Annotated in this window: 20 protein-coding genes; 16 read left to right on the top strand and 4 right to left on the bottom strand. The window is 40.9% G+C overall.

The window, feature by feature from the left end; all coding sequences use genetic code 11:
* The first annotated feature begins 71 nt into the window (after positions 1–71).
* Complete coding sequence (locus MUS1_RS05580) at positions 72–905, top strand: CvfB family protein (protein ID WP_036159989.1); 834 nt, start codon at positions 72–74, stop codon at positions 903–905.
* 36 nt (positions 906–941) lie between these two features.
* On the opposite strand, the gene MUS1_RS05575 is transcribed toward MUS1_RS05580, so the two are convergent.
* Positions 942–1889, bottom strand: coding sequence for a ketopantoate reductase family protein (locus MUS1_RS05575; protein ID WP_036159987.1), 948 nt, complete (start codon positions 1887–1889; stop codon positions 942–944).
* A gap of 84 nt (positions 1890–1973) precedes the next feature.
* Between MUS1_RS05575 and MUS1_RS05570 the strand changes: the two genes are divergently transcribed.
* Positions 1974–2459 carry a YajQ family cyclic di-GMP-binding protein gene (locus MUS1_RS05570; protein WP_036159985.1) on the top strand — a complete coding sequence of 162 codons (486 nt, stop codon included), beginning with the start codon at positions 1974–1976 and terminating at the stop codon, positions 2457–2459.
* Positions 2460–2539: 80 nt separating this feature from the next.
* Here MUS1_RS05570 and MUS1_RS05565 read toward each other — a convergent pair whose 3' ends face one another.
* The gene (locus MUS1_RS05565; RefSeq protein WP_245595756.1) at positions 2540–2857 is read right to left on the bottom strand and encodes an MGMT family protein; all 318 of its coding nucleotides are present in this window, start codon (positions 2855–2857) and stop codon (positions 2540–2542) included.
* A gap of 61 nt (positions 2858–2918) precedes the next feature.
* Here MUS1_RS05565 and MUS1_RS05560 point away from each other — a divergent pair, with 61 nt between their 5' ends.
* The 13 genes from MUS1_RS05560 (at position 2919) to purF (ending at position 16410) form a co-directional block, all read left to right on the top strand.
* On the top strand, positions 2919–3389 hold the full coding sequence (locus tag MUS1_RS05560) for an FxsA family protein (RefSeq protein WP_036159983.1): 471 nt from the start codon (positions 2919–2921) through the stop codon (positions 3387–3389).
* Between the two features lie 126 nt (positions 3390–3515).
* Entirely contained in the window at positions 3516–3806 is a 291-nt protein-coding gene (locus MUS1_RS05555) for a co-chaperone GroES (protein ID WP_036159981.1), read from the top strand.
* Between the two features lie 73 nt (positions 3807–3879).
* Entirely contained in the window at positions 3880–5526 is a 1647-nt protein-coding gene (gene groL / locus MUS1_RS05550; protein WP_036159979.1) for a chaperonin GroEL, read from the top strand.
* Between the two features lie 300 nt (positions 5527–5826).
* Positions 5827–8028, top strand: a complete 2202-nt coding sequence (locus MUS1_RS05545) for a motility hub landmark protein FimV (RefSeq protein ID WP_036159977.1) — start codon at positions 5827–5829, stop codon at positions 8026–8028.
* The gene (gene truA / locus MUS1_RS05540; protein WP_036159975.1) at positions 8021–8845 is read left to right on the top strand and encodes a tRNA pseudouridine(38-40) synthase TruA; all 825 of its coding nucleotides are present in this window, start codon (positions 8021–8023) and stop codon (positions 8843–8845) included. Before MUS1_RS05545 ends, truA begins: the two co-directional genes overlap by 8 nt.
* Positions 8829–9446, top strand: a complete 618-nt coding sequence (locus MUS1_RS05535; protein WP_036159973.1) for a phosphoribosylanthranilate isomerase — start codon at positions 8829–8831, stop codon at positions 9444–9446. The genes truA and MUS1_RS05535 overlap by 17 nt, the downstream gene beginning before the upstream one ends.
* Positions 9439–10650 carry a tryptophan synthase subunit beta gene (gene trpB, locus MUS1_RS05530; RefSeq protein WP_036159971.1) on the top strand — a complete coding sequence of 404 codons (1212 nt, stop codon included), beginning with the start codon at positions 9439–9441 and terminating at the stop codon, positions 10648–10650. The genes MUS1_RS05535 and trpB overlap by 8 nt, the downstream gene beginning before the upstream one ends.
* Positions 10647–11453, top strand: coding sequence for a tryptophan synthase subunit alpha (gene trpA / locus MUS1_RS05525; protein WP_036159969.1), 807 nt, complete (start codon positions 10647–10649; stop codon positions 11451–11453). Before trpB ends, trpA begins: the two co-directional genes overlap by 4 nt.
* 31 nt (positions 11454–11484) lie before the next feature.
* Positions 11485–12351: an acetyl-CoA carboxylase, carboxyltransferase subunit beta gene (accD, locus tag MUS1_RS05520; protein WP_036159966.1), complete on the top strand. Its 867-nt coding sequence runs from the start codon at positions 11485–11487 to the stop codon at positions 12349–12351.
* 4 nt (positions 12352–12355) lie between these two features.
* Entirely contained in the window at positions 12356–13609 is a 1254-nt protein-coding gene (gene folC, locus MUS1_RS05515) for a bifunctional tetrahydrofolate synthase/dihydrofolate synthase (RefSeq protein WP_036159965.1), read from the top strand.
* A 10-nt stretch (positions 13610–13619) separates the two neighbouring features.
* Positions 13620–14204 (top strand): SPOR domain-containing protein, encoded by a 585-nt coding sequence (locus tag MUS1_RS05510; RefSeq protein WP_245595755.1) that lies wholly within the window; start codon positions 13620–13622, stop codon positions 14202–14204.
* Between the two features lie 75 nt (positions 14205–14279).
* Positions 14280–14813 (top strand): CvpA family protein, encoded by a 534-nt coding sequence (locus MUS1_RS05505; protein ID WP_051436128.1) that lies wholly within the window; start codon positions 14280–14282, stop codon positions 14811–14813.
* Positions 14814–14901: 88 nt separating this feature from the next.
* Entirely contained in the window at positions 14902–16410 is a 1509-nt protein-coding gene (gene purF / locus MUS1_RS05500) for an amidophosphoribosyltransferase (RefSeq protein WP_036159963.1), read from the top strand.
* Between the two features lie 88 nt (positions 16411–16498).
* Here purF and MUS1_RS05495 read toward each other — a convergent pair whose 3' ends face one another.
* Both MUS1_RS05495 and MUS1_RS05490 read right to left on the bottom strand, forming a co-directional pair.
* Positions 16499–19687 (bottom strand): efflux RND transporter permease subunit, encoded by a 3189-nt coding sequence (locus tag MUS1_RS05495; protein WP_036159961.1) that lies wholly within the window; start codon positions 19685–19687, stop codon positions 16499–16501.
* 11 nt (positions 19688–19698) lie between these two features.
* A complete protein-coding gene (locus MUS1_RS05490; protein WP_036159960.1) occupies positions 19699–20793 on the bottom strand; it encodes an efflux RND transporter periplasmic adaptor subunit in 1095 nt (364 codons plus the stop codon).
* Between the two features lie 263 nt (positions 20794–21056).
* Here MUS1_RS05490 and MUS1_RS05485 point away from each other — a divergent pair, with 263 nt between their 5' ends.
* Positions 21057–22967 (top strand): ATP-binding cassette domain-containing protein, encoded by a 1911-nt coding sequence (locus MUS1_RS05485; protein ID WP_036159958.1) that lies wholly within the window; start codon positions 21057–21059, stop codon positions 22965–22967.
* Positions 22968–22986: the final 19 nt, after the last annotated feature.

The following is a 22986-nucleotide window of genomic DNA, read 5'->3' as shown; positions in this document are numbered from 1 at the left end:
TTTTAAGTATCAACGTTGCGCTTATAAATGAAGTGCGTATAGTTCGAAAAAAATTGCTTGCCGGAGAATTCATGGCTACTCAAATTGGGCGCTTAAATACATTAAGAGTCGTAAAAGAAAAAGATTTTGGCGTGTATTTAGACGCTGATGAATTGGGTGAAATCTTATTGCCTAAACGTTATGTTCCAAAAGGTCTGGCGGTAGGCCAAGATGTGGAAGTATTCGTTTATTTAGATTCAGATGATAAATTAATAGCAACAACGGAATTTCCAAAGGCGCAAGTCGGTGAGTTTGCCGCATTAACCGCCATTGCAGTAAATCAGGTTGGTGCCTTTTTTGATTGGGGGCTTCCAAAAGATTTATTAGTGCCTTTTAGTCAACAAAAAAACCGAGTGGAAGAGGGCGAAACACATTTGCTTTTCATCTATTTAGACAATATTACCAATCGTATTGTCGCGACAACGCGTGTTGATGCGCTTTTAAATCGTGAAGAAGCGCCTTATAAAGTCGGCGAAAAAGTGTCTATCATTATTGGTGATAAAACCAATATCGGGTTCAAATGCGTTATTGATAACCGTTTTTGGGGTGTTTTGTTTTTCGAAGATGCTTTCAGACAGCTTCGTAAAGGTGAAAAAACAGTCGGTTTTATTAAGCAAATGCGTGAAGACGGTAAAATAGACCTAAGTCTCCAAGAGGTAGGCTATAAAAAAGTCCGTAATATTCTTGACGACATTCTTGATTACTTGGACGCTCACGGTGGTGAAACACCATTAACGGATAAAGCTTCTCCAGAAGCTATTTACGCTGTTTTTAAAGTGAGTAAAGCGACCTACAAAAAAGCGTTAGGTGCACTTTATAAAGATAAGAAAATATCGCTGACAAAAGAAAAAGTAACAAAGCTGTAAATTGATTCAGTCTTATTATAGAAAACTAAAAAGCTGCTAAGTGATACTTAGCAGCTTTTTTTTGGTTTCTTCGCGTTGATCTGAGAAAGCGACGCCTTCATAAAGTAAGCGCTGAATGGGAAGTTCTATTGGGCTGTTTTTGAGGAGAAACCCAGAGATGAATTCATTCTCAGTTTGTCTTTGAAGTTTAATGTCTTCGTACATGGAAGATCGATTAAGGCGAGTTAACTGAGCTATGGTGTTTACTCGGTTCTTTAGGTTGGCTCGCGTTAAATGTTTGCTCTGTTCAATGTAGCTGAATTTCGGATGAGTAAAGACACTTTCTAATTCAGCCAGCGTTGCCTCAATCAGAGGCTTAAAATTTTCATCAAGAATATCGCCATTATGAATATTGAAAATCGCGGTGATAGGGTTGATAACCGCATTAACTGCCAATTTTTCAATGACTCTTTGATGGATGTTGGTCACGGTTAAATGATCAATTGGAAACTCGCGATTGGAGTCTGTTTGCAACCATCGACCGAAGTAAGTATCCCCTAAACCCGTATGTTTGATGTGGTTCTTATCAATCTTTAAAACACCCTCACTTGTGATAGCTGCCCAAAGTGCTTGTGTGTCCAATAAAACGCTTTGAAGCTCTTCTTGAGCACCGACACCATTACATAAGCAGGCAATGGTTGCATCGTCCGTCACATGCTCAGAAACTTGTAAAAAGGCATCTTTTAGGTCAAAAGATTTTGTACAAAGTAATACCTTGTCGTATTGCTCTGTCAGTTCAGATGCCATAAAGCTTTTTACTTTATGTTTGGTAGAGGTGCTTTGCTGTTGGCCATTCTCATCGATGAGAGAATCAAGTGTAATTTTCTTCCCCGGGCTTTCTGATCTATATACAAGATGGACTGAGTGGCCGAGCGTTTGTAGCTTGCAAGCCCAGAATAGGCCGATTGCTCCAGCGCCAATGACTAGCCAAGGCGTATTATTCATAATAGGTTTCCCATTAGGTGTTTTATTTCAATACCTGTTATTATCGCGCCAAAATACATGATTGAAAATGCAAAGGAGCAGAAAATGCCATCATTTGACGTAGTATCTGAACTAGATTGGCACGAAGTCAGTAACGCAGTTGACCAAGCTAACCGAGAAATTACAACTCGTTATGACTTTAAGGGCGTAAAAGCAAGTTACGAAATTAAAGATAAGACCAATGTTGTAATGGAAGCCGAGGCAGAACCTCAACTTCGCCAGATGTCTGATATTTTAAATCAAAAATTGGTTAACCGTGGTATTGATTTGAAAAGTTTAGAAAAAGAATCTGTTGTGAAAGGAAATATGCGAGCGTCACAAGCGGTTAAAATGAAAGAAGGCCTTGAAACAGACGAGGCTAAAAAAATTGTGAAGATAATCAAAGAGAGCAAAATCAAGGTTCAGGCGCAAATTCAAGGTGACCAACTTCGTGTCACGGGTAAAAAGCGTGACGAGCTGCAACAAGTTATGGCGTTATTGCGTGGCGCAGAACTTGCGCAGCCAGTTCAGTTTACTAATTTTAGGGACTAAGCTGTTTTGTAAGGGGGCGCGGGTAATTATTTGCCTGCGACTCTTTAGAATTTAATTTGAAAGTAATTTCATAGCGTTAGCTATCTATTGAATAGTTCATTCACAGTCAGTTTGTTGCCAACGATTGTCCATCCTTCTTGTTCTAATTTTGCTTTTTGTCTGAGATAGGCGTCTGTGTTTTCTGCGAAGCTGATTCTTCGTTGTGAATTAATAACTCTGTGCCAGGGTAATTTAGTGTCTTTGGGTAATATTTTCATTAAGCGCCCAACTTGCCGTGCATAGCCAGGGAAGCCTGCTAGTTTAGCGAGTTCGCCATAAGCGATGCATTCACCTGCTGGGATTTCGTTTAAAATAAGGAGTACTTGAGATTTAAAGTGGTCCATCGCTTGATTAGTCACTGGCTCGCCCATAGATAGATATCATTAGTTGAATTCAAGTATAAAACAAAAGAAGGTTATTATGAGGTTCGCTCTTTTACTTTTTATTTTAATACCCATCGTTGAGATGACTGTCTTGATTCAAGTCGGCAGTGAAATAGGTGCACTAGCAACTGTTGGTTTGGTATTTCTTACCGCCATCGTGGGTGTGACGCTTATTCGTAAGCAAGGTTTAGAGACGTCATTGAAGGCCCAAGAAAAAATGAGCCGTGGTGAATTACCGGCATCAGAAGTGGCTGAAGGTTTGATGTTGATGTTTGCAGGCTTGTGTTTGTTAATTCCAGGCTTTGTAACAGATGCTATTGGTGCTTTGTTATTAGTGCCGCCACTAAGAAAGTTATTTGCTGCAGGTTTAATTGTTAAGTTTATCAGTTCAATGATGGCTCGAGGTTCTCAATGGCGTGGTGGAAAGAATTACACCTCGCAAGAGAGTGGAGAAATCATTGAAGGTGAATATGTAAATGAAGAAAATGATTTAATAGATAAAAAATAAACTTTTTGGGTTGAAATATAAATTACTAGCCGTATATAAAAGCTCAATAGAGATTCTTGCGTATGTCGCAAGGTTTTAATCCTGCCAGGGGACTCCTGGTATTGTTTGAATTGGAGAAAATGATTGATGAATATTCGTCCTTTGCACGATCGTGTCGTTGTTCGCCGTAAAGAAGAAGAGACCACAACCGCATCCGGTATCATATTATCTGGATCTGCTACAGAAAAACCTACGCAAGGCGAGGTTTTGGCTATAGGTACTGGTCGTATTCAATCTAATGGCGATGTACAAGCATTGGCTGTTAATGTTGGTGATACTGTGTTGTTTGGCCAATACTCAGGTCAGACAGTAAAAATCAATGGTGAAGAATTGCTTATTATGAAAGAAGACGAAATTTACGGTGTTGTTGAAGCCTAAGCGTCATAGTTATTCATACTTACCGTTCATATTCGATTTGTAGCATTTAAAACAGTTATTAAGGGTATAAAGAATGTCAGCTAAAGAAGTTAAATTCGGAGACAGCGCACGTCAGCAAATGCTAAAAGGCGTAAATGTTCTTGCCGATGCCGTGAAAGTTACTTTGGGGCCAAAAGGCCGCTTTGTTGTTATTGAAAAATCTTTTGGCGCACCATTGGTGACAAAAGATGGCGTGACCGTTGCCAAAGAAATTGAACTTGAAAATAAGTTCGAGAACATGGGCGCGCAAATGGTTAAAGAAGTAGCCTCTCAAGCAAATGATGTTGCTGGTGATGGCACGACAACAGCGACTGTTTTGGCTCAAGCTCTAGTAACAGAAGGTCTTAAGTCTGTTGCTGCGGGCCGTAATCCAATGGACCTTAAACGTGGTATCGATCAAGCTGCTGCTGCGGTTGTAAAAGAGCTTGCTGCTTTGTCTACGCCTTGCACAGATACAAAAGCGATTGAGCAAGTTGGTACTATTTCTGCTAACTCTGATGCATCTGTTGGCCAAATCATTGCAGAAGCAATGGAGCGTGTTGGCAAAGAAGGCGTTATCACAGTTGAAGAAGGTTCAGGCTTTGATGATGAGCTTGCTGTTGTTGAAGGTATGCAATTCGACCGCGGTTACTTATCTCCTTACTTCATCAACAATCAAGAAACAATGAGTGCAGAATTAGAAAATCCATTCATTCTTCTTGTTGATAAAAAAATCTCTAACATCCGTGACTTGCTACCAGTATTGGAAGGCGTTGCAAAAGCATCTCGCCCTTTATTGATCATAGCGGAAGACGTTGAAGGCGAAGCGTTGGCAACTTTAGTTGTTAATACTATGCGCGGTATCGTTAAAGTAGCAGCTGCGAAAGCGCCTGGTTTTGGCGATCGTCGTAAAGCCATGTTGCAAGATATTGCGATATTGACTGGCGCTATGGTTGTTTCAGAAGAAGTGGGTTTAACACTTGAAACAACGACGCTAGAGCAACTTGGTACAGCAAAACGCGTTACGCTGACGAAAGAAAGTACAACGATTATTGATGGTGCTGGTGTTGCAGAGAACATTACAGGTCGTGTTGATCAGATTCGTGCTGAAATCGCTAATTCTTCTTCTGACTACGATAAAGAGAAGCTTCAAGAGCGTGTTGCTAAATTAGCAGGCGGTGTTGCGGTTATCAAAATCGGTGCAGCAACTGAAGTGGCAATGAAAGAGAAGAAGGCGCGTGTAGACGATGCTCTTCACGCTACTCGTGCAGCAGTAGAAGAAGGTGTTGTTGCTGGTGGTGGTGTTGCACTGGTACGGGCATTGACGAAAGTGGTTGATCTTGTAGGTGCCAATGAAGATCAAAACGTAGGTATCGCTCTAGCGCTACGTGCGATGGAAGCACCAATGCGTCAAATCGTAACAAACGCAGGTGCTGAAGCCTCTGTTGTTGTTGATAAAGTTAAGCAGGGCGAAGGTAACTACGGTTATAACGCTACTACTGGCGAATATGGTGATATGTTGGAAATGGGTATCCTGGATCCAGCAAAAGTAACGCGTTCTGCACTTCAAGCAGCAGCCTCTGTAGCGGGTCTTATGATCACAACAGAAGCAATGATTGCTGATTTACCAAAAGACGACGCTGCTGGCATGCCTGATATGGGTGGCATGGGCGGAATGGGTGGTATGGGCGGCATGATGTGATGCACCTGTAACCCTTGTTACTAGGAAAGCCCCGCTATTTATTAGTGGGGCTTTTTTTATGGTTTTTGGTTTGTGGTATGTATTCTTAAAACTATTTTCTGCAGATTTTTTAATCTAGATAGGGTTTGGTTGATTTATGATTTGTTTGTTTTTTGAGCTGTTTTGGCTTTAGGAAGCACTTTTTTTGAATCTCTTGCTCTAACTGCAAACCATTGATTCTAAAGCTATTGATAAATCCTCACCTGTGTAAGATACTTGTCCATATATTCGCGTCCATATTTTGTAAATAAAGGGAAGATTATGCTCAGAAAAACCCTCATTAGTATTGCTGTGTCAGGTGCTCTATATGTGTCCAGCAGTTACGCATTGGAACTGGGTGAGTTAACCTCTCAATCAAATTTGGATGAGCCTTATCGTGGTAAGATAGAAATATCTGACGTAGGCACATTAACAACGGACGATATATTAATTCGCTTGGGCAGTGAGAGTGAATTTCGTCAAGCGGGTTTAGCGCCAACAAGAGTGTTATCGCAGCTCCGATTTAATGTGACTAATGAGAATGGTGAGCTCGTTGTTGCTGTCTCCTCTAATGAACCATTGGTAGCTGATGAGTTGCATTTTATTTTAGCTGCACGCTGGCCAAGTGGCCAAGTGGTTAGAGAGTATCAAGCACCGCTTAATCAATCCGCATTGGTTGAAAAATCTCAAAAAGAAGTAGTGCAATCTGCACCAGTATCTTCGTCTGCCTCAACGCTTCCAGATTCAACTGGTTCTGTTTTTAGTCAAGCAACATCGTCTGCTGAGGCTATGCCAGTAAATGGACAAGCAAATGTTGTAAAGGGCAATACACTGTGGTCTATTGCGGGGCAAAATCGCCCGACAAATCAATTGACAATTTATCAAACAATGATGGCAATTCAAGCGCTTAACAAAGAGGCGTTTTATTCGGATAATATCAACCTTTTAAAAGAAGGTGCAGTTTTACGTTTACCAACTCAAGATCAAATTGCACTTTTCAATAAAACAACCTCAGAAGAAGAGTTTAAGCGTCAGCATGATGCTTGGATGGCGCTTAAAGCGTCTAAAGGGCAATCTAGTGTTGAAAAGGCACAGTTAAATACGCAAGCAAAAGCAAAAGATGCCGAAAGTACGCCAAGTGCTGGTGCAGATAAATTAACTTTGTCTTCTGGTCAAAGTTCTTTACCTGAAAATAGTGCGAGCTCCAATGCTGGTGAAAATAGCCGTGCCGGCCTAAATGATTTGCAAACAGAGCTATCTGCTTCGCAAGAGCTGCTTGATAAAGAACAGCGTGAAAAAGCAGAGCTTTCAGTGCAATTGGGTGATTTGAATAAACAGCTCGAAACGCTCGAAAGATTAATTAGTTTGAAAGATGAACAGCTGGCAGATTTACAGCAGCAGTTTGTTAATGCTCAACAAACACTTCAAGAGCAAAAAAATACTGTCGATCAACTTTTGGAAGCAGATCAAATCCGCAGAGAAAAAGAACAGGTCGAAGCCGACTCTTTAGTTAATAAAATATTCGGTAATCCAATTATTGTTTCTATGGGTGCTGTGGTTATTCTTCTGTTGGGCTTTTTAATTGGTTTGGTGATGCGTCGATCTGGAAAAAATCAGGGAGACGAGTCACTAAAAAAGAATGAGTTTGATCTTTCATCTTCGGCTGCAGCCGCAACAGTGGCGTCAATGAATTATGCGCAAGATGATCAGGTAAAAGAAGAGCTTCAAGAAGAAGATCCTTTCGCATTTGATTTTGATACTGATGATGACCCAGATGATATGGAACATTATGATTCTTTTGACTCTGGTATTGCATCAATGGATGAACTTGATCCTGTTGATGATATGGACTTTTCGGAAGACCCTGAAACAGAATTAGAAAGTGCTGTTGAAGACGAGATAGATTTAGAGGAAGATTTTTCTTCTTTTGATGAAACCGATGATCTTCCTGAGCCAGAAATTAATTTAGACTCTGATGATGAATTAGAGGGGTTTGTTGAGGACGATATTCCAACAATGACGCCAGACGTTGTTGATGTGGAAAATAGCGAGCCAGAATTAGATGTAAGTTCTGAAGCAGAAAGAGAAGAAGAGTCTTTTGTTTCTAGTTTGTTGAATGATGTTGATCAGGAAGATGTCGATGAGTCAGCCATTTTCAATGGTATGTCTAATGATTCTATCGCAAGTACCATTGAAGAAACCCTTGCTGAAGCACAAGAAAACGAAAGTGAATTTGAAGTTCCTGCATTTGGCGAGGCGGAAGCCGCTGCAGATGAAGAAGAAAGTGACGAAGAGGAAGAATTCGATTTCTTTGATGGTAGTGGTGATGAAGTGGCAACTAAGTTAGATTTAGCAAGAGCTTATATGGATATGGGGGATGAAGAAGGTGCCCGAGTTATCTTGGAAGATGTTGTTGAATCAGGTAATGAAAAACAAATTTCTGAAGCCCAGAATATGATAGAGCGAATGTTCCCAAGTGACTAAAAAAGTTGTACTGGTTGTTGAATATAACGGCTCTGCATACAAGGGCTGGCAAGCACAAAAGTTTGGTGTTCCGAGTGTTCAAGAAAATTTAGAAAAAGCATTGGCCGTGATTGCAAATCATCCTGTTAAGGTGATTTGTGCTGGTCGAACAGACTCTGGTGTCCATGCCAGTGCGCAAGTGGTTCATTTTGAAACCAATGTTGAGCGTAGTGAGAGAGCGTGGACGTTAGGGGTTAATACCTATCTTCCTGTCGATATTTCCGTAGTGGCGGCTCGTCATGTTTCAGAAAACTTTCATGCACGTTTTAGTGCGTTAAGTCGTCGTTATCGCTATGTCATTTATCAGTCTGAATTACGCCCAGCCATATTGGCGAAAGGCGTAACTTGGACTTATAAAAAACTTGATGCTGAAGTTATGAAAGAGGCAGCCAAAGTATTTGTTGGTACTCATGACTTCTCTTCTTTTCGTGCCATTGGCTGTCAGGCTAATACCCCCATTCGTACTATCCTGCATTTTGATGTTCAGCAATTAGGTCAATACATTGTGTTGGATGTCAGAGCGAATGCATTTTTACATCATATGATTCGAAATTTTGCCGGTGTTCTAATGAGTATAGGTGCAGGTGAGAAAACGGTTTCTTGGTCAAAAGAAGTTTTAGATGCGAAAGATCGTTGTAAAGGTGGGATTACTGCGCCATCCGATGGTTTATACTTTGTTGATGCTCAATATCCTGACATTTTTAATATTCCGGTCTGCAAGTTAGGGCCTCATTTTTTACCTTACGTAGAAGAGCCTTCTTATGACTTGTCGAGTTAAAGTCTGTGGCATAACGAATATCGAGGATGCGCTGATGGCGTGTCGCCATGGAGCTGATGCATTGGGCTTTGTTTTTTATGAAAAAAGTCCAAGGTATGTCTCACCTCAAATTGCCAACTCTATCGTTGCTCAACTGCCACCGTTTGTGACTCCCGTTGCTTTATTTGTTGATGCCGATGAACTAATTGTCCGAACTGTTATTAATGGAAGTTCACGTTGGATTATTCAGTTTCATGGAGCAGAGCTTGAAGCTGAGTGTCTGGCTTATCAACGACCTTATATGAAAGCATTAAGGGTGAAGCAGGGCGATGACGTCGCTGCCTTGATTGATCAATACCCTACGGCCAGTGCGGTTTTATTAGACGCCTATAAAGCCGGTGTTCCAGGTGGAACTGGAGAGGTGTTTGACTGGTCATTGATTCCCAAAGAACTAACTAAGCCTATTGTATTAGCTGGAGGCCTTACTCCAAATAATATTCAAGACGCGATAAAGCAAGTCATACCTTACGCTGTGGATGTAAGTGGTGGAGTTGAATTATCGAAAGGCATTAAGAGTGAGCCTAAGGTTCAAGAATTTATTAGTGGAGCAAAATGTGGATAACAACGAAATTAATCTAGATTTACCGGATTCTCATGGTCGCTTTGGTCAATATGGCGGTGTGTTTGTTTCTGAAACTTTGATGTCTGCTTTAGATGATTTAACAGAAATGTATGAGAGGTTATCTAAAGACAGTAAGTTTCAAGCTGCCTTTGATTACGATTTGGCGCATTACGTAGGTCGACCATCTCCGCTTTATTTTGCAGAGCGATTAACTGAAAAGGCTGGCGGCGCAAAAATTTATTTGAAACGAGAAGACCTTAATCATACTGGTGCCCATAAAATTAACAATACGATTGGTCAGGCTTTACTGGCTAAGCATATGGGCAAGCCAAATATTATTGCTGAAACAGGTGCTGGGCAACATGGTGTTGCTTCTGCCACGGTTGCCGCTCGATTGGGGTTGAAATGTAAGGTGTTTATGGGGGCGGAAGATATTCGTCGTCAATCATTGAATGTTTACCGCATGAAACTACTTGGCGCAGAAGTTATTTCTGTAGAGTCAGGGACGAAGACCTTAAAAGATGCGCTTAATGAAGCAATGCGTTACTGGGTTGGTAATGTTGACGATACTTTTTACATCATAGGTACTGCAGCTGGCCCGCATCCATATCCAAAACTGGTTCGTGATTTTCAAGCAGTGATTGGACGTGAAACGAAAGCGCAGTGTTTGGCTCAAGAAGGTCGTCTTCCTGATGCGCTTGTAGCTTGTGTTGGTGGTGGTTCAAATGCGATAGGTATGTTTCATCCTTTTATTAAAGATGAAGATGTTGCTATGTATGGTGTTGAGGCTGGAGGTGACGGTATTGAAACTGGCCGCCATGCAGCGCCTTTAACAGCTGGTCGTCCAGGTGTACTTCACGGTAACCGTACTTATGTTATGGCGGATGATGATGGCCAAATTATTGGTACGCACTCAATTTCAGCCGGTTTAGATTACCCTGGCGTTGGCCCAGAACATGCTTGGTTGAAAGATATTGGTCGTGCAAATTACGTTGCGATTAATGATGATGAAGCAATGGATGGTTTTAGAAATCTAACTCGTTTAGAAGGTATTATGCCTGCTTTAGAGTCAAGTCATGCGGTTGCTTACGGTATGAAATTAGCGGCAACAATGGAAAAAGATAAAATTGTCGTTATTAATCTTTCGGGTCGAGGTGACAAAGATATTCTTACTGTTGCTGAATTAGATGGGATAGAAGTATGAGTCGCATTAAACAATGTTTTGAAAATTTAGAGAAATCTGGTAAAAAAGCGCTCATTCCGTATATTACCGGAGGTGATCCGTCGCCTGATTATACAGTAACTATGATGCATGCTTTGGTATCAGCAGGGGCGGATGTAATAGAAGTAGGTATGCCTTTTTCCGATCCAATGGCAGATGGTCCTGTAATACAACTTGCTTGTGAACGTAGTTTGGCGGCAGGTACTAGTGTTAAGAAAGTGCTGGAAATTATTAACGAATTTCGTCAAACAAACACAGAGACTCCTGTTGTTTTGATGGGGTATTTGAATCCAATAGAGTTTTTTGGTTATCAGGCATTTTCAGATGCGGCAAAAGAAGTCGGTGTTGATGGTATTTTATTAGTAGATCTGACTCCAGAAGAGGCGACAGATGTAGTAGAATGCTTCAAACAAAACGAGATTGATCTTATTTACTTATTGTCACCAACGACAACGCCTGAACGTGCTAAGAAAATATGCGACTTAGCATCAGGGTATGTTTATTACGTTTCAGTAAAAGGTGTGACAGGATCGGCTGAATTAGATGTCGATAGTGTTAAGAAACACGTCGATACATTGCGAACCATTACTTCTTTACCTATTGGTGTCGGGTTTGGGATTCGTGATGCTAAAACCGCAGCAGCTGTAAGTAAGTGTGCTGATGGTGTCATTGTTGGCAGTGTGCTGGTAAATGCCATTGCAGAAAATAAAGATCGTCAAAAAGAATATATAGCTGACGCTATAGGGTCTATTTTAGCTCCAATGCGTAGTGAAATGGACGCGTAAGCGGCAGCAAACAAGAAATATGGAGAAGTAAATGAGTAGCTGGCTAGATAAATTTGTACCTTCCATTGTTCGTAGTGAATCAAGACGTAGTTCATCGGCTTCCGTGCCTGAAGGGCTTTGGAAAAAGTGTCCAAAATGTGAAAATGTTTTGTATCGCCCAGAGTTAGAGAAAAACTTAGATGTTTGTCCGAAATGCGACCACCATCTTCGTGTTGGCGCTCGTCGTCGTCTTGATATTTTTCTAGATAAAGAAAGCCGTCATGAAATTGGTGCGCATCTTGAGCCAGAAGATAAGTTGAAGTTTAAAGATACAAAGCGTTATAAAGATCGCATTGTTGATGCACAGCGAGCAACGGGTGAAAAAGACGCTTTAGTTGCTATGCAAGGCTTATTAAATGGTATGCCAGTTGTTGCTGTCGCTTTTGAATTTAAATTCATGGGTGGCTCCATGGGGGCAATTGTAGGCGAGCGATTCATTCAAGCTGTTAATGTTTGTTTAGAAAAACGTATACCTCTTGTTTGTTTTTCTGCAAGTGGTGGTGCTCGTATGCAAGAAGCACTTATTTCTTTGATGCAAATGGCGAAAACCAGTGCAGGCTTAGAGCGAATGAAACAAGAAGGCATTCCATACATCTCTGTTATGACAGACCCTGTATTCGGTGGTGTTTCAGCTTCTTTGGCAATGCTAGGTGATTTAAATGTTGCTGAGCCAAATGCGTTAATCGGTTTTGCCGGCCCTCGAGTTATTGAACAAACGGTTCGCGAAAAATTGCCTGAAGGTTTTCAACGTAGTGAGTTTCTATTAGATAAGGGCGCATTGGACATGATTATCAAGCGTGAAGAAATGCGTGATCGTTTGTACAATGTGTTGTCCATGCTTACTAACAAGGTAGCTTAAATAAATGACGCACACGTCATTAGCAAGTTGGCTCTCATACATTGAGAGTCAACATCCCTCTGAAATAGAACTTGGTTTAGATAGAGGTGCAAAAGTTTTAGATAGACTGAACTTATCTAGACCGAAACATAAAGTAATTACTGTTGCAGGCACGAATGGAAAAGGCTCCACTTGTGCTATGTTGACTCAATATCTTTGTGCTCAAGGCTATTCTGTTGGTACCTATACTTCTCCTCATTTTCTTGTCTTTAACGAGCGTGTTGCCTTAAATAATACTCCTTGTGACGATGATATTCTTTGCCGTGCATTTGAGGTGATTGAAGCCGCACGTGGAGATATTCCACTAACGTATTTTGAATTCAGTACCCTTGCTGCTTTATGGATTTTTGAAGAATCTTGTTTAGACTATTGGGTTCTTGAAGTCGGACTAGGTGGGCGCTTAGATTCTGTAAATATGGTCGATACAGATGTTGCTGTAGTGACATCCATCTCTCTAGATCATGTTGACTGGCTAGGTGATAATCTTGATGTTATTGCGCGTGAAAAAACAGGTATAGCAAGAAAAGATAAGCTACTTATTAGTGGTGTGGTTAATCCCCCTATCACGATTGCTGAAACAGCGCTAGAAATCGGTGCTTATTTAAAACAAAAAGGTGAAGATTTTAGTTTTATTTCTGACTCTGATATTTGTACTTGGTCATGGTCTGGTCATGGTCAAAGCTTTTCTAATTTGCCTATGCCTTCACTTCCTCTTCAAAATGCAGCGACTGTTATTGCTGTTTTGGTGTATATGGGACTTGATCCTAAACAGGATGATCTTGTTTCTTTATTTCATACAGCGGAATTAACTGGTCGTTTTCAAAAAGTATCATCAGCTCCTGATGTATTTATTGATGTTGCCCATAATCCTGAAGCAGCCATTGAGTTAGCTTATCGTATTGAGGATTTATCGAAGTCTCCTATCGCTGTTTGTGGGATGTTAAAAGATAAAGATATTAGCCGTGTAGTGGAACATCTTGCTAGTAGCTTTTCTGATTGGTATTGCTGTGATTTATCAGGACCAAGAGGCGCCAAAGCCGAAGAAATTATTGATAATGTTTTACGTAACTCACCAAACCTTTCTCAATGTGTGAGCGTATTCGACTCGGTACAAGCGGCATTTTCTGCTGCACTTGTAAAAGCAAAAAAAGAGCAGCGCTCCATAATCGTATTTGGGTCCTTTATAACCGTCTCAGATTATTTGGCACTTAGCCAATAAAGAGTGATTTATGATAGATAGAACCATTACATACAGACTTATTGGTGCCAGTATTATGGTGCTTTCTGCCGCAATCGTTTTGCCTTTGATTTTAGATGGCGAGCGTCCTGCAGAGTTAGATATTGAAGTTCAAGTCACTACGCCGCCAGCGTTTCCTATAGTGGAAATTGCGCCAGTTCAACCAATTGATTCTTTATCGGTTAAGTCTTCATCCCCCGAAGGTAAGTCACCGAATGAAATTAGTTTGATTCCAGTGCCTCGCCCTGCCAACGATGTAAAGACTATTGTCAAAGCTGAACCGGCTGCAACTAAGCCAGAAGTGAAAACAGTTACAAAAGAGCCGGAAAAACAAACAACTATAGCGGCTGACCGTTGGGTTGTTCAAATAGCGACGTTCAAAAGCAGAGATAACGCGACTCGTTTAGTTGAGAAGCTTAAAGGCGCAAAATACGATGCTTATAGTACAACGACAAGCTCTCTTCATAAGGTGTATGTTGGGCCAGAGTTTAAGCGTGATACGTCTGAAAAAATAAGAAATGACATTAAGAAAAAATTCAACTTAGCTGGCATTGTCGTTAAATTTTCAGTTAATTAAAGTCGGCAGACTGATTCCTATATGTTGAATAGGTAAGTCATCTGTTAAACTTCGCCGCAATTATTAGAGGTACTCATGGAACAAGCTAATTCAATGGCAACAGTTGATTGGTTAATTATCGCAGTCGTTGTTCTTTCAACTTTATTGAGTTTAAAGCGGGGCTTTGTAAAAGAAGTGTTGTCTTTGTTAACTTGGGTTGTTGCTTTTGTTGTTTCAATTAAGTTTGCTGATCAAATGCAAGGGTTACTCATAGAGCAAGTACAGAATGACCAAATTCGTTATATTGTGGCTTTTGTCTCTTTATTTATTGCTTCTTTGGTTGTTGGCGCGTTAGTTAGTTTTTTATTGGGTTCTTTGATTCAAGTAACAGGTTTATCGAGTACAGATCGAGTCCTGGGTATGGTATTTGGTTTTGCTCGCGGTAGTTTAATTATTGTGGCCTTTATTTCTCTGTTGAGTTTAAGTCCGGCAATAGAAGAAACTGAGTTTTGGAAGACATCACAATTGATCCCACAACTGGGTCAGTTGAATGACTGGACGCGTGATATGTTAGGCAAGAGTACGGATCTTATTGATTCCTCTCTCATTGACCGCGCCCTTGGAAATTAGTTGCTGCTTCTTAAGTAGAACAGCAATCAAATAGATGAAGAACCTTTTGCGGCATTTGCCGCAATTCCCCAACACGAGGATCTAGAACATGTGTGGTATCGTTGGTGTCGTAGGCACGTCTGTGGTTAACCAAGCTATTTTTGATGCGTTAACCGTTCTTCAGCATCGTGGGCAAGATGCTGCGGGTATGGTAACTAGCCATAACGGACGATTACACTTACGCAAAGACAATGGTCCGGTGAGTGAAGTATTTCGTACACGTCATATGAAAAAACTCCAAGGTAATATAGGAATAGGGCATGTTCGCTATCCAACGGCTGGCACATCCAGTTCAGCAGAAGCGCAACCATTCTATGTGAACTCTCCTTATGGTATTTCTCTTGCACACAATGGTAATTTAACCAATACCACTAAACTGAAGCGAGAAGTATTTGAATCTGATTTACGTCATATCAATACAACGTCTGATTCGGAGGTGTTGGTTAACGTATTGGCGCATGAGCTGCATCAAGAAGGGAAGTTCATTCCAACTCCAGAAGATATTTTCAATGCGCTTGAGCGAGTATATAAGCGTATTGAGGGTGGTTATGCTGTTGTTACCTTGATTACTGGTTATGGTATTTTGGCTTTTCGTGATCCAGATGGCATTCGCCCACTAATTTATGGTTCTAAGCAAACAGATACAGGCCTTGAATACATGGTTGCTTCGGAAAGTGTTGCGCTTGATGCGGCAGGTTTTACAGTAGAGCGTGATATTCAACCAGGTGAGGCAATTTTTATTGACGTGAATCATAAGGTTCATATGCGTCAATGTACTCCTAAAAAAGTAGCGCGACCTTGTTTGTTTGAATACGTGTACTTTGCTCGTCCTGATACGGTTATTGACAGTATTTCGGTTTATAAAGCGCGTATGAACATGGGTGATCGCCTAGCGGCAAAAATTGAACGTGAGTGGAAAGATCATGATATTGATGTGGTCATTCCTATTCCTGATACCAGTCGTACGGCTGCGCTGCAAATAGCCCAGTCATTGAATATACCGTTTCGTGAAGGTTTGGTAAAAAACCGTTACATCGGTCGTACTTTTATCATGCCAGGCCAAGAAATACGTAAGAAATCAGTTCGTCAAAAATTAAACCCAGTACCATTTGAGTTTAAAGATAAAATCGTTTTATTGGTTGATGATTCGATTGTGCGTGGTACGACAAGTAAAGAGATCATTGAAATGGCGCGTGATGCTGGCGCAAAGAAAGTATATATTGCTTCTGCTGCACCGGAAGTTCGCTATCCAAATGTATATGGTATCGATATGCCAGCGGTTACAGAGCTAATTGCGCATAATCGTAATGTTGATGAAATCTGTGAAATTATTGGCGCAGATAAATTAATTTTCCAAGATTTAAATGATTTGATTGAAGCGTGTATCGATGAAAAGCACTCAGATGTTAGAGAGTTTGATACGTCGGTTTTTGATGGTACTTATATTACAGGTAATATTGATAAAGCCTACTTAGATGGTCTTGAGGGTGCTCGTAATGATTCAAATAAGGCGTCTGTTGAAGAAATGCAAAGTAGCGATATGATGCACCCAATGTAACATTGGTCTTATTGAGTGATAGATAAAAAAACGGACTTAGAGAATTTTCTAAGTCCGTTTTTTATTGCGAATAAATAATTAGATTGCTCTATTTATGTAGAGTGTCTTGATTATCTATAAATGTATCTTGATGAGTGTTATTCGTTTGCAGTGTTTCTCTCTGCAACGCTTCAAGTTGCTTTTTTTCCTTTCTACGATAACCGAGTACCAGTAAACAAGGCGTCAGAATAAGTGTCAACGGAGTTGCAAATGTTAAGCCACCAGCAATGGCGGTCGATAATTGTGTCCACCATTGTGCGGATGGTGCGCCAACACTTAATGATTGATGTGTTAAATCGATGTTTAACTGAAAGACCATAGGGATAAGACCAAGAACCGTTGTGATGGTAGTCAGCATAACCGGTCTTAAACGCTGTACGCCAGTACGAATCGCGGCCTCACGAACCATCATGCCTTGTTTGCGTAAACCATTGAAGGTGTCAATCAAGACAATGTTGTTGTTCACCACAATGCCCGCTAAAGCAATAACGCCAACACCACTCATGACGACACCGAATGGTTGCCCCTTCATCATCAATCCAATAAAAACACCCATAGTCGAAAAAACAACTGCACTTAGAATTAATAAACATTGGAAAAAATTATTAAACTGAGTAACGAGAATAATCGCCATAATAAAGAAGGCGACACCAAAGGCTTTCATCAAAAAAATCATCGATTTTTGCTGCTCTTCCGTGTTTCCACGGAACTCATAGCTTACTGTTTTATCAATATTTGCATTGTCTAATTTGATTTTAATTGCCTTGATAACTTCATCAACCACTAAGCCATCTTTAACGTCAGCATCAATTTGAACCGCTTTTTTACCATCCGTTCGATTAATAACACCTTGTTTAGGTGCTGCATAACGAGTGATAAAGTTACTGGCAGGAATGCTCCCTTGGTTCGTTGGGATCTGTAGGTGATCAAGTTGGTCTAAACTGCGTTGGTTAACAGGGTAGCGTAATACTATATCTATTTTGTCATCAGCGCCTTCTGGTAAGAAATCACTCAGTGTGATACCTGTTGTGACCAGTTTAATGACGTTGCCAAGACTGTTTACATCCACACCATAACGGCTTGCTTCGGCGCGATTAATATCAATACGCCACTCTATACCAGATAAAGATCTATCATCGTTTACTGTAATGATTTCATCTCTTTCAAGGAGCTGCTTACTGATCTCATCGGCTGCTAAATACAGAGCTTCAGAATAATTGGAAGTAAGCTGCAATTGAATGTCAGCACCAGATTGCGGGCCGCCTTGTTCTTTTTCTGCGCTGACTTCAATGCCAGGAATTTGTTTGGTTTTATCACGGATACGCTCCAAGATGATACTTGCAGGTTCTCGTTTATACCAATCAATAAACTCCATGCTGATAGAGCCAATACTATCTGGTGAAGCATTATTTCCTGGTGTCGCATAGGTGGTGGTTACGATGCTTTTTAGCTCAGGTGTACCGATAAGCTGTAATTCAACTTGTTTGACCAAGGTATCTTTTTCATCAAGAGATAAATCACCACGGGCACGAATCTCCAAGTTAGCAGACTCAGGCTCAATATTAGGGAAGAACTCAACCCCTTTACCAAACTGACCGTAAATCATGAAAACACTGATGAGTAGGGTGATGGTAAACATTAATACCCAGATTGGACGCTCTACTAAACGCGTTAACATTCTTCCATAAAAGCCTGTTGGTCCTGTTAGCTCCGTTAAATCGCCACTTTCGGTAATACGTAAGGCGTGTAAGGTTTTTTCATTGTAAGCGCCTTTTTTACCTATCATAGACCCAATGGTAGGCAACACAATCAATGCCATCACTAAAGAAGATGATAAGGTCGCAATAATGGTGATAGGCATGAATTTCATGAATTCACCAACGATATCTGGCCAAAACAGCAATGGCATAAACACAGCAAGTGTCGTCGCCGTGGATGCGGTAATGGGCCATGCCATACGTTTTGCAGCTTCACTGTATGCTTGGCGTTTAGAGGCTCCCTCTGCCAGTTTTCTATCTGCATATTCAGTAACAACAATGGCACCATCAACCAACATGCCGACACTTAGAATCAAGGCAAAAAGTACCACCATATTAATAGTGTAACCTTGTAAGTCTAAAATCAAAATGCCTGATAAAAACGCGCCGGGAATAGCCAAACCAACCAATAAGGCGCTACGAATACCAAGGGCCCAAACAATGACAATCATCACTAATAATGTAGCGGCTAATACGTTATTAAATAGATCGTTTAGTGAGGTTTCTATGTCGGTAGATTTATCCCCAGTTAGATTGTATTCAACATTCTCTGGCCATTGTTGGCTTTCAGCTTCAACGACCGCTTTTACCGCTTCAATGGTTTCAATTATGTTTACACCAACACGTTTGGAAACTGCCAAGGTGATACTGCGTTTACCTTCAACGCGGGCATAACTGCTTGGGTCTTCAAAGGTAAGCTCGCCTGTTGCAATATCACCTAAAAGAACAACTTGGTCGCCTTCTGCTTTGATGGGTAAATTAAGAATGTCTTCTTTAGTTTTCAGTAATCCCGGTACTTTTAATGAGAAACGACCTGCGCCAGTGTCTAGATTGCCAGCAGCGACTAATCGGTTGTTGCCTGATACAAAATTGGCTACGTCGCTAAGAGATAGGTTATAAGATTCAAGTTGTTCTGGTCGAATGATGACCTGAGCTTGTTGGTCACGATCGCCACTGATTTGCGCTTCTAATACGCCATCAATCGCTTCAATGGAATCTTGTAAGTTTTTTGCTGTGCGGCTTAGTGTAGCAAAATCCACATTACCCGATAAATTGACACGAAGTACAGGAAAGGTAGATAAGTTTATTTCTGTAACCGTTGGCTCATCCGCGTCATCAGGGAGTTCACTTTTGGCACGATCCACTTTATCTTTTGCGTCACTGATAGCTTGGTCGATGTCTACACCGGACTCGAATTCGAGCATGATGGAGGCGTGACCTTCAGAGGCTGTTGATTTGAGTTCTTTTAATCCTTCCAATCCTTTGAGTTCTTTTTCTAAAGGGTGGACCAATAAACTGTCAGCATCTTCTGGTGAAATACCCTCTAATGAGACCGAAACATATGCCATTGGGATAGTGATATCTGGATCACTTTCTTTGGCTATTTCAATGTAAGACACTACGCCCATAACAAGTATTAGGACGAAAAACATCATAACTGTTCTGGAGCGAGCTAAGGCCGCCTCAATCAATGTTTGCATACTGAGCCTCCTTAGTTTTGATAATGCGCATCAATTTTATCGCCAGCAGACACAAAACCTTGTCCGACAGTAATAATATTCACATTATCAGGTAAGCCACTGGCCCACACTTGATCTCGCTCGGATTTGACAATGCTGACAGGAGAAATAACCACACGATTATCAAGATCGATGGTTTTAATGGCTGTTTTTCCTGAATCATCTAACGTAAGCAGTGCAGGCGAAAAGGCATGCGCTTTTTGTTCGTCAATAGTGAAATCTACCGCAGCTGTTAAGCCAGCTGGAATAATGTTGTCAGGGTTTTCTACCTGCATTTCTACAGTGATGGTTCGGCTGGCTTCATTAGCGGTTGTATTAATATAAGAAATAAAACCTTCTGCTTCATAACCGGATTCAAGGCGAATCTCACCTGGTGTTCCTAGTTTTATTTGTTGGACTTTATTTTGAGGAATATTGACACTTACTTTTATTGGGTTCAAAGAAACCAATGTACCGATAGGATCACCAGCAGAAATAACTTGGCCTTCTTGAACATCAAGCGTATTTAATATGCCAGAGAAGGGCGCAGCAATAATCGCGTTTTCTAAGTCCACTAATAATCGAAGTTCTGCTGATTTTGCTGCAGCAAGTTCCGTTTCCGCCTGAGCGAGGTTTACTTTTGACGAAAAATTGTTGGCGGCTAACTGCTTAATACCATCTAACTCTAATGCTTTTTGTTTAACCAAGAGACGAGCTTGTTCAATTTCTGTTTTAAGGGTGCGAGTATCAATTTCTAAGATTGGCGTCCCTTTTTTTATAAAGGAACCTTTTTCTATCGGGAGCTTTGTAATTCGCCCTGGGTAGGTATTAATTAAGGAAAGAGTATCGTCTGCTTTCGTTGTCCCACTTAATGGTAAATGCATTTCAATGGTTTTGGCCGTGAGCGTTTTGGCTTGAACGGAGTAAATTAGTTTGGATTCTGATGTTTGGGGTGAAACAGCATTTTCTTTTGAGCTTGATTCTGTAGGGCTGACAGTGACGCCATTTCCTCCAACTATCATCCAAGTTACCGCGATTGCTGTAACGACAACAGCTGTAATTGGCCCCACTTTATTTTTAAGCTCCATTTAACACTCCAAACTTGAAAAATTAATATCTATATTGAGTTGAGTATATTATTAAATAATGATCAATAGCGTTCTTTTTATTCAAGAATTGTAAATAGAATAACAAGATTATTATCTGAATTTATGATGGAATTTTTTGATTTTCATTTTATTCGCTCTAAAATTTTCTATTTTTGAACTGGCAAGTATGGGTATTTACTGATTCTTTTACGGGAAGAGTGATACTATACCGCCACAAAATTCTTTCATTTATATGGGTAGATATGAGTCTATTATCGTTAGAACAAATCAGCGTTGCTTTTGGTCATAATCCGCTGCTATCAAAAATTAGTTTTGCGGCTGAAGCTGGCGAACGTGTTGCTATTATCGGTCGTAATGGCGCGGGTAAATCTACCTTATTAAAAATTATTTCTGGTGAACAAGTTCCAGACGAAGGTATGGTGCGACTTGAAGGCGGAATGACGATCGCTCAGTTGCCACAGGAATTACCTGAAGCGAATGGTAAAACAGTTCGTGAAGTTGTAAGTGAAGGTGCTGGACCGGCGCATTCTTTAATGACACGTTACTTCAAACTATTAGAGGACTTTGAAAACGATCATTCAGATGAATTGGGTGATATTCAAACCGAACTGGATAAAATCCAAGGCTGGGATTTAGAGCAACGAGTGAATCACATGATTCAGCGTTTGGCCTTGCCTGCGGACAAATTAATGTCAGAGCTTTCTGGTGGTTGGCGTCGTCGTGTTATTTTGGCACAAGCGCTGATTTCAAACCCAGACGTTTTACTACTTGATGAGCCGACTAACCATTTGGATGTCCCAACGATAGAATGGATGGAGCAGCAGCTTCAACAGTTCCGCGGTTTGATCCTCTTTATTACCCATGACCGTCGCTTCCTAGAAAAACTGGCCAATCGTATTATTGAAGTGGATCGTGGCAACCTGATTTCTTTCAATGGCACTATTCACGAATTTCTTGTTTTTAAAGAAAAATTATTAGAAGAAGAAAGTCGTGCGAATGCATTGTTCGATAAACGCCTTGCAGAAGAAGAGGTGTGGATTCGTCAAGGTATCAAAGCACGACGTACCCGTAACGAAGGCCGAGTTCGCGCTTTGGAAGCATTGCGAGTCGAACGCTCTGAACGTATTGGTCGTCAAGGCAATGCAAAAATGGCCATTGAAACGAAAGAGAAGTCTGGCAAATTGGTGGCAGAATTTAACCAAGTTGGTCACTCTTTTGAAGACAAAGTTATTTTGCGTCCAATGGACTTCGTGGTTAATCGCGGTGATCGTATTGGTCTGATTGGTCCGAATGGTTGTGGTAAAAGTACTTTCCTTAAAATTCTATTAGGAGATCTTGAGCCGACAACAGGTGAGGTTCGTCAAGGAACCAAGTTGAACGTTGCGTATTTTGACCAATTACGTGAACAGCTTGATCCAGAGCAAACGGTTGCAGAGAACGTAGGCGAAGGTAAAGACGTTATCGAAATCAATGGTCAAAACAAGCACGTTATTGGCTATCTTGGTGATTTCCTATTCCCACCGGAACGCGCTCGTACGCCAATCAAAGCTTTATCCGGTGGTGAACGTAATCGCGTGTTATTAGCGAAACTCTTCACTCGTCCTGCCAATCTATTAATAATGGATGAGCCAACAAACGATTTGGATGTTGAAACATTAGAGCTATTAGAAGAGCTTCTAATGAACTACGACGGCACTTTATTATTGGTGAGCCATGACCGTTCCTTCCTAGATAACGTTGTTACCAGTGTGATTGCCTTTGAAGGCGAAGGGCATGTCAAAGAATACGTAGGTGGCTATCAGGATTGGATTCGTCAAGGTGGTAAATTCCCAACAGAATCCACATCACAAACAGACGAGCCAAAAACCAAAGCAAAAGTCAAAACTGATACATCTGTTGCTGAAGTAAAGGTAAGCAAGCCGAAATCGAAGCTAAGTTACAAAATGCAGCGTGAATTTGATTCGATGCCAGAAACCATCGCCAAATTAGAAGCTGAAATAGCCTCTTTACATGCAACAACAGCTGCTGCGGATTTTTATGCTGGCGATGCAGAAAAAGTACAAAGTACTTTGGCAAAGGTCACTGAAAAAGAACAAGCACTTGAAGCAACAATGGAACGCTGGCTTGAGCTTGAAGAAATGCAAAACGGGTAAGCAATTACCCGAAAGACTA

The organism is Marinomonas ushuaiensis DSM 15871 (genome assembly GCF_000521805.1).
GTDB lineage: Bacteria > Pseudomonadota > Gammaproteobacteria > Pseudomonadales > Marinomonadaceae > Marinomonas > Marinomonas ushuaiensis.
This window is presented reverse-complemented; position numbering and strand designations above follow the sequence as displayed.

Bases quoted from the DNA above. Each gene is read 5' to 3' on its own strand.
- MUS1_RS05510 (WP_245595755.1), top strand. From the start codon at position 13,620: ATGATAGATAGAACCATTACATACAGACTTATTGGTGCCAGTATTATG.
- MUS1_RS05580 (WP_036159989.1), top strand. From the start codon at position 72: ATGGCTACTCAAATTGGGCGCTTAAATACATTAAGAGTCGTAAAAGAA.
- purF (WP_036159963.1), top strand. From the start codon at position 14,902: ATGTGTGGTATCGTTGGTGTCGTAGGCACGTCTGTGGTTAACCAAGCT.
- groL (WP_036159979.1), top strand. From the start codon at position 3,880: ATGTCAGCTAAAGAAGTTAAATTCGGAGACAGCGCACGTCAGCAAATG.
- MUS1_RS05490 (WP_036159960.1), bottom strand. From the start codon at position 20,793: ATGGAGCTTAAAAATAAAGTGGGGCCAATTACAGCTGTTGTCGTTACA.
- folC (WP_036159965.1), top strand. From the start codon at position 12,356: ATGACGCACACGTCATTAGCAAGTTGGCTCTCATACATTGAGAGTCAA.
- MUS1_RS05505 (WP_051436128.1), top strand. From the start codon at position 14,280: ATGGAACAAGCTAATTCAATGGCAACAGTTGATTGGTTAATTATCGCA.
- trpA (WP_036159969.1), top strand. From the start codon at position 10,647: ATGAGTCGCATTAAACAATGTTTTGAAAATTTAGAGAAATCTGGTAAA.
- MUS1_RS05555 (WP_036159981.1), top strand. From the start codon at position 3,516: ATGAATATTCGTCCTTTGCACGATCGTGTCGTTGTTCGCCGTAAAGAA.
- MUS1_RS05575 (WP_036159987.1), bottom strand. From the start codon at position 1,889: ATGAATAATACGCCTTGGCTAGTCATTGGCGCTGGAGCAATCGGCCTA.
- MUS1_RS05485 (WP_036159958.1), top strand. From the start codon at position 21,057: ATGAGTCTATTATCGTTAGAACAAATCAGCGTTGCTTTTGGTCATAAT.
- MUS1_RS05570 (WP_036159985.1), top strand. From the start codon at position 1,974: ATGCCATCATTTGACGTAGTATCTGAACTAGATTGGCACGAAGTCAGT.
- MUS1_RS05560 (WP_036159983.1), top strand. From the start codon at position 2,919: ATGAGGTTCGCTCTTTTACTTTTTATTTTAATACCCATCGTTGAGATG.
- MUS1_RS05535 (WP_036159973.1), top strand. From the start codon at position 8,829: ATGACTTGTCGAGTTAAAGTCTGTGGCATAACGAATATCGAGGATGCG.
- MUS1_RS05545 (WP_036159977.1), top strand. From the start codon at position 5,827: ATGCTCAGAAAAACCCTCATTAGTATTGCTGTGTCAGGTGCTCTATAT.
- accD (WP_036159966.1), top strand. From the start codon at position 11,485: ATGAGTAGCTGGCTAGATAAATTTGTACCTTCCATTGTTCGTAGTGAA.
- MUS1_RS05495 (WP_036159961.1), bottom strand. From the start codon at position 19,687: ATGCAAACATTGATTGAGGCGGCCTTAGCTCGCTCCAGAACAGTTATG.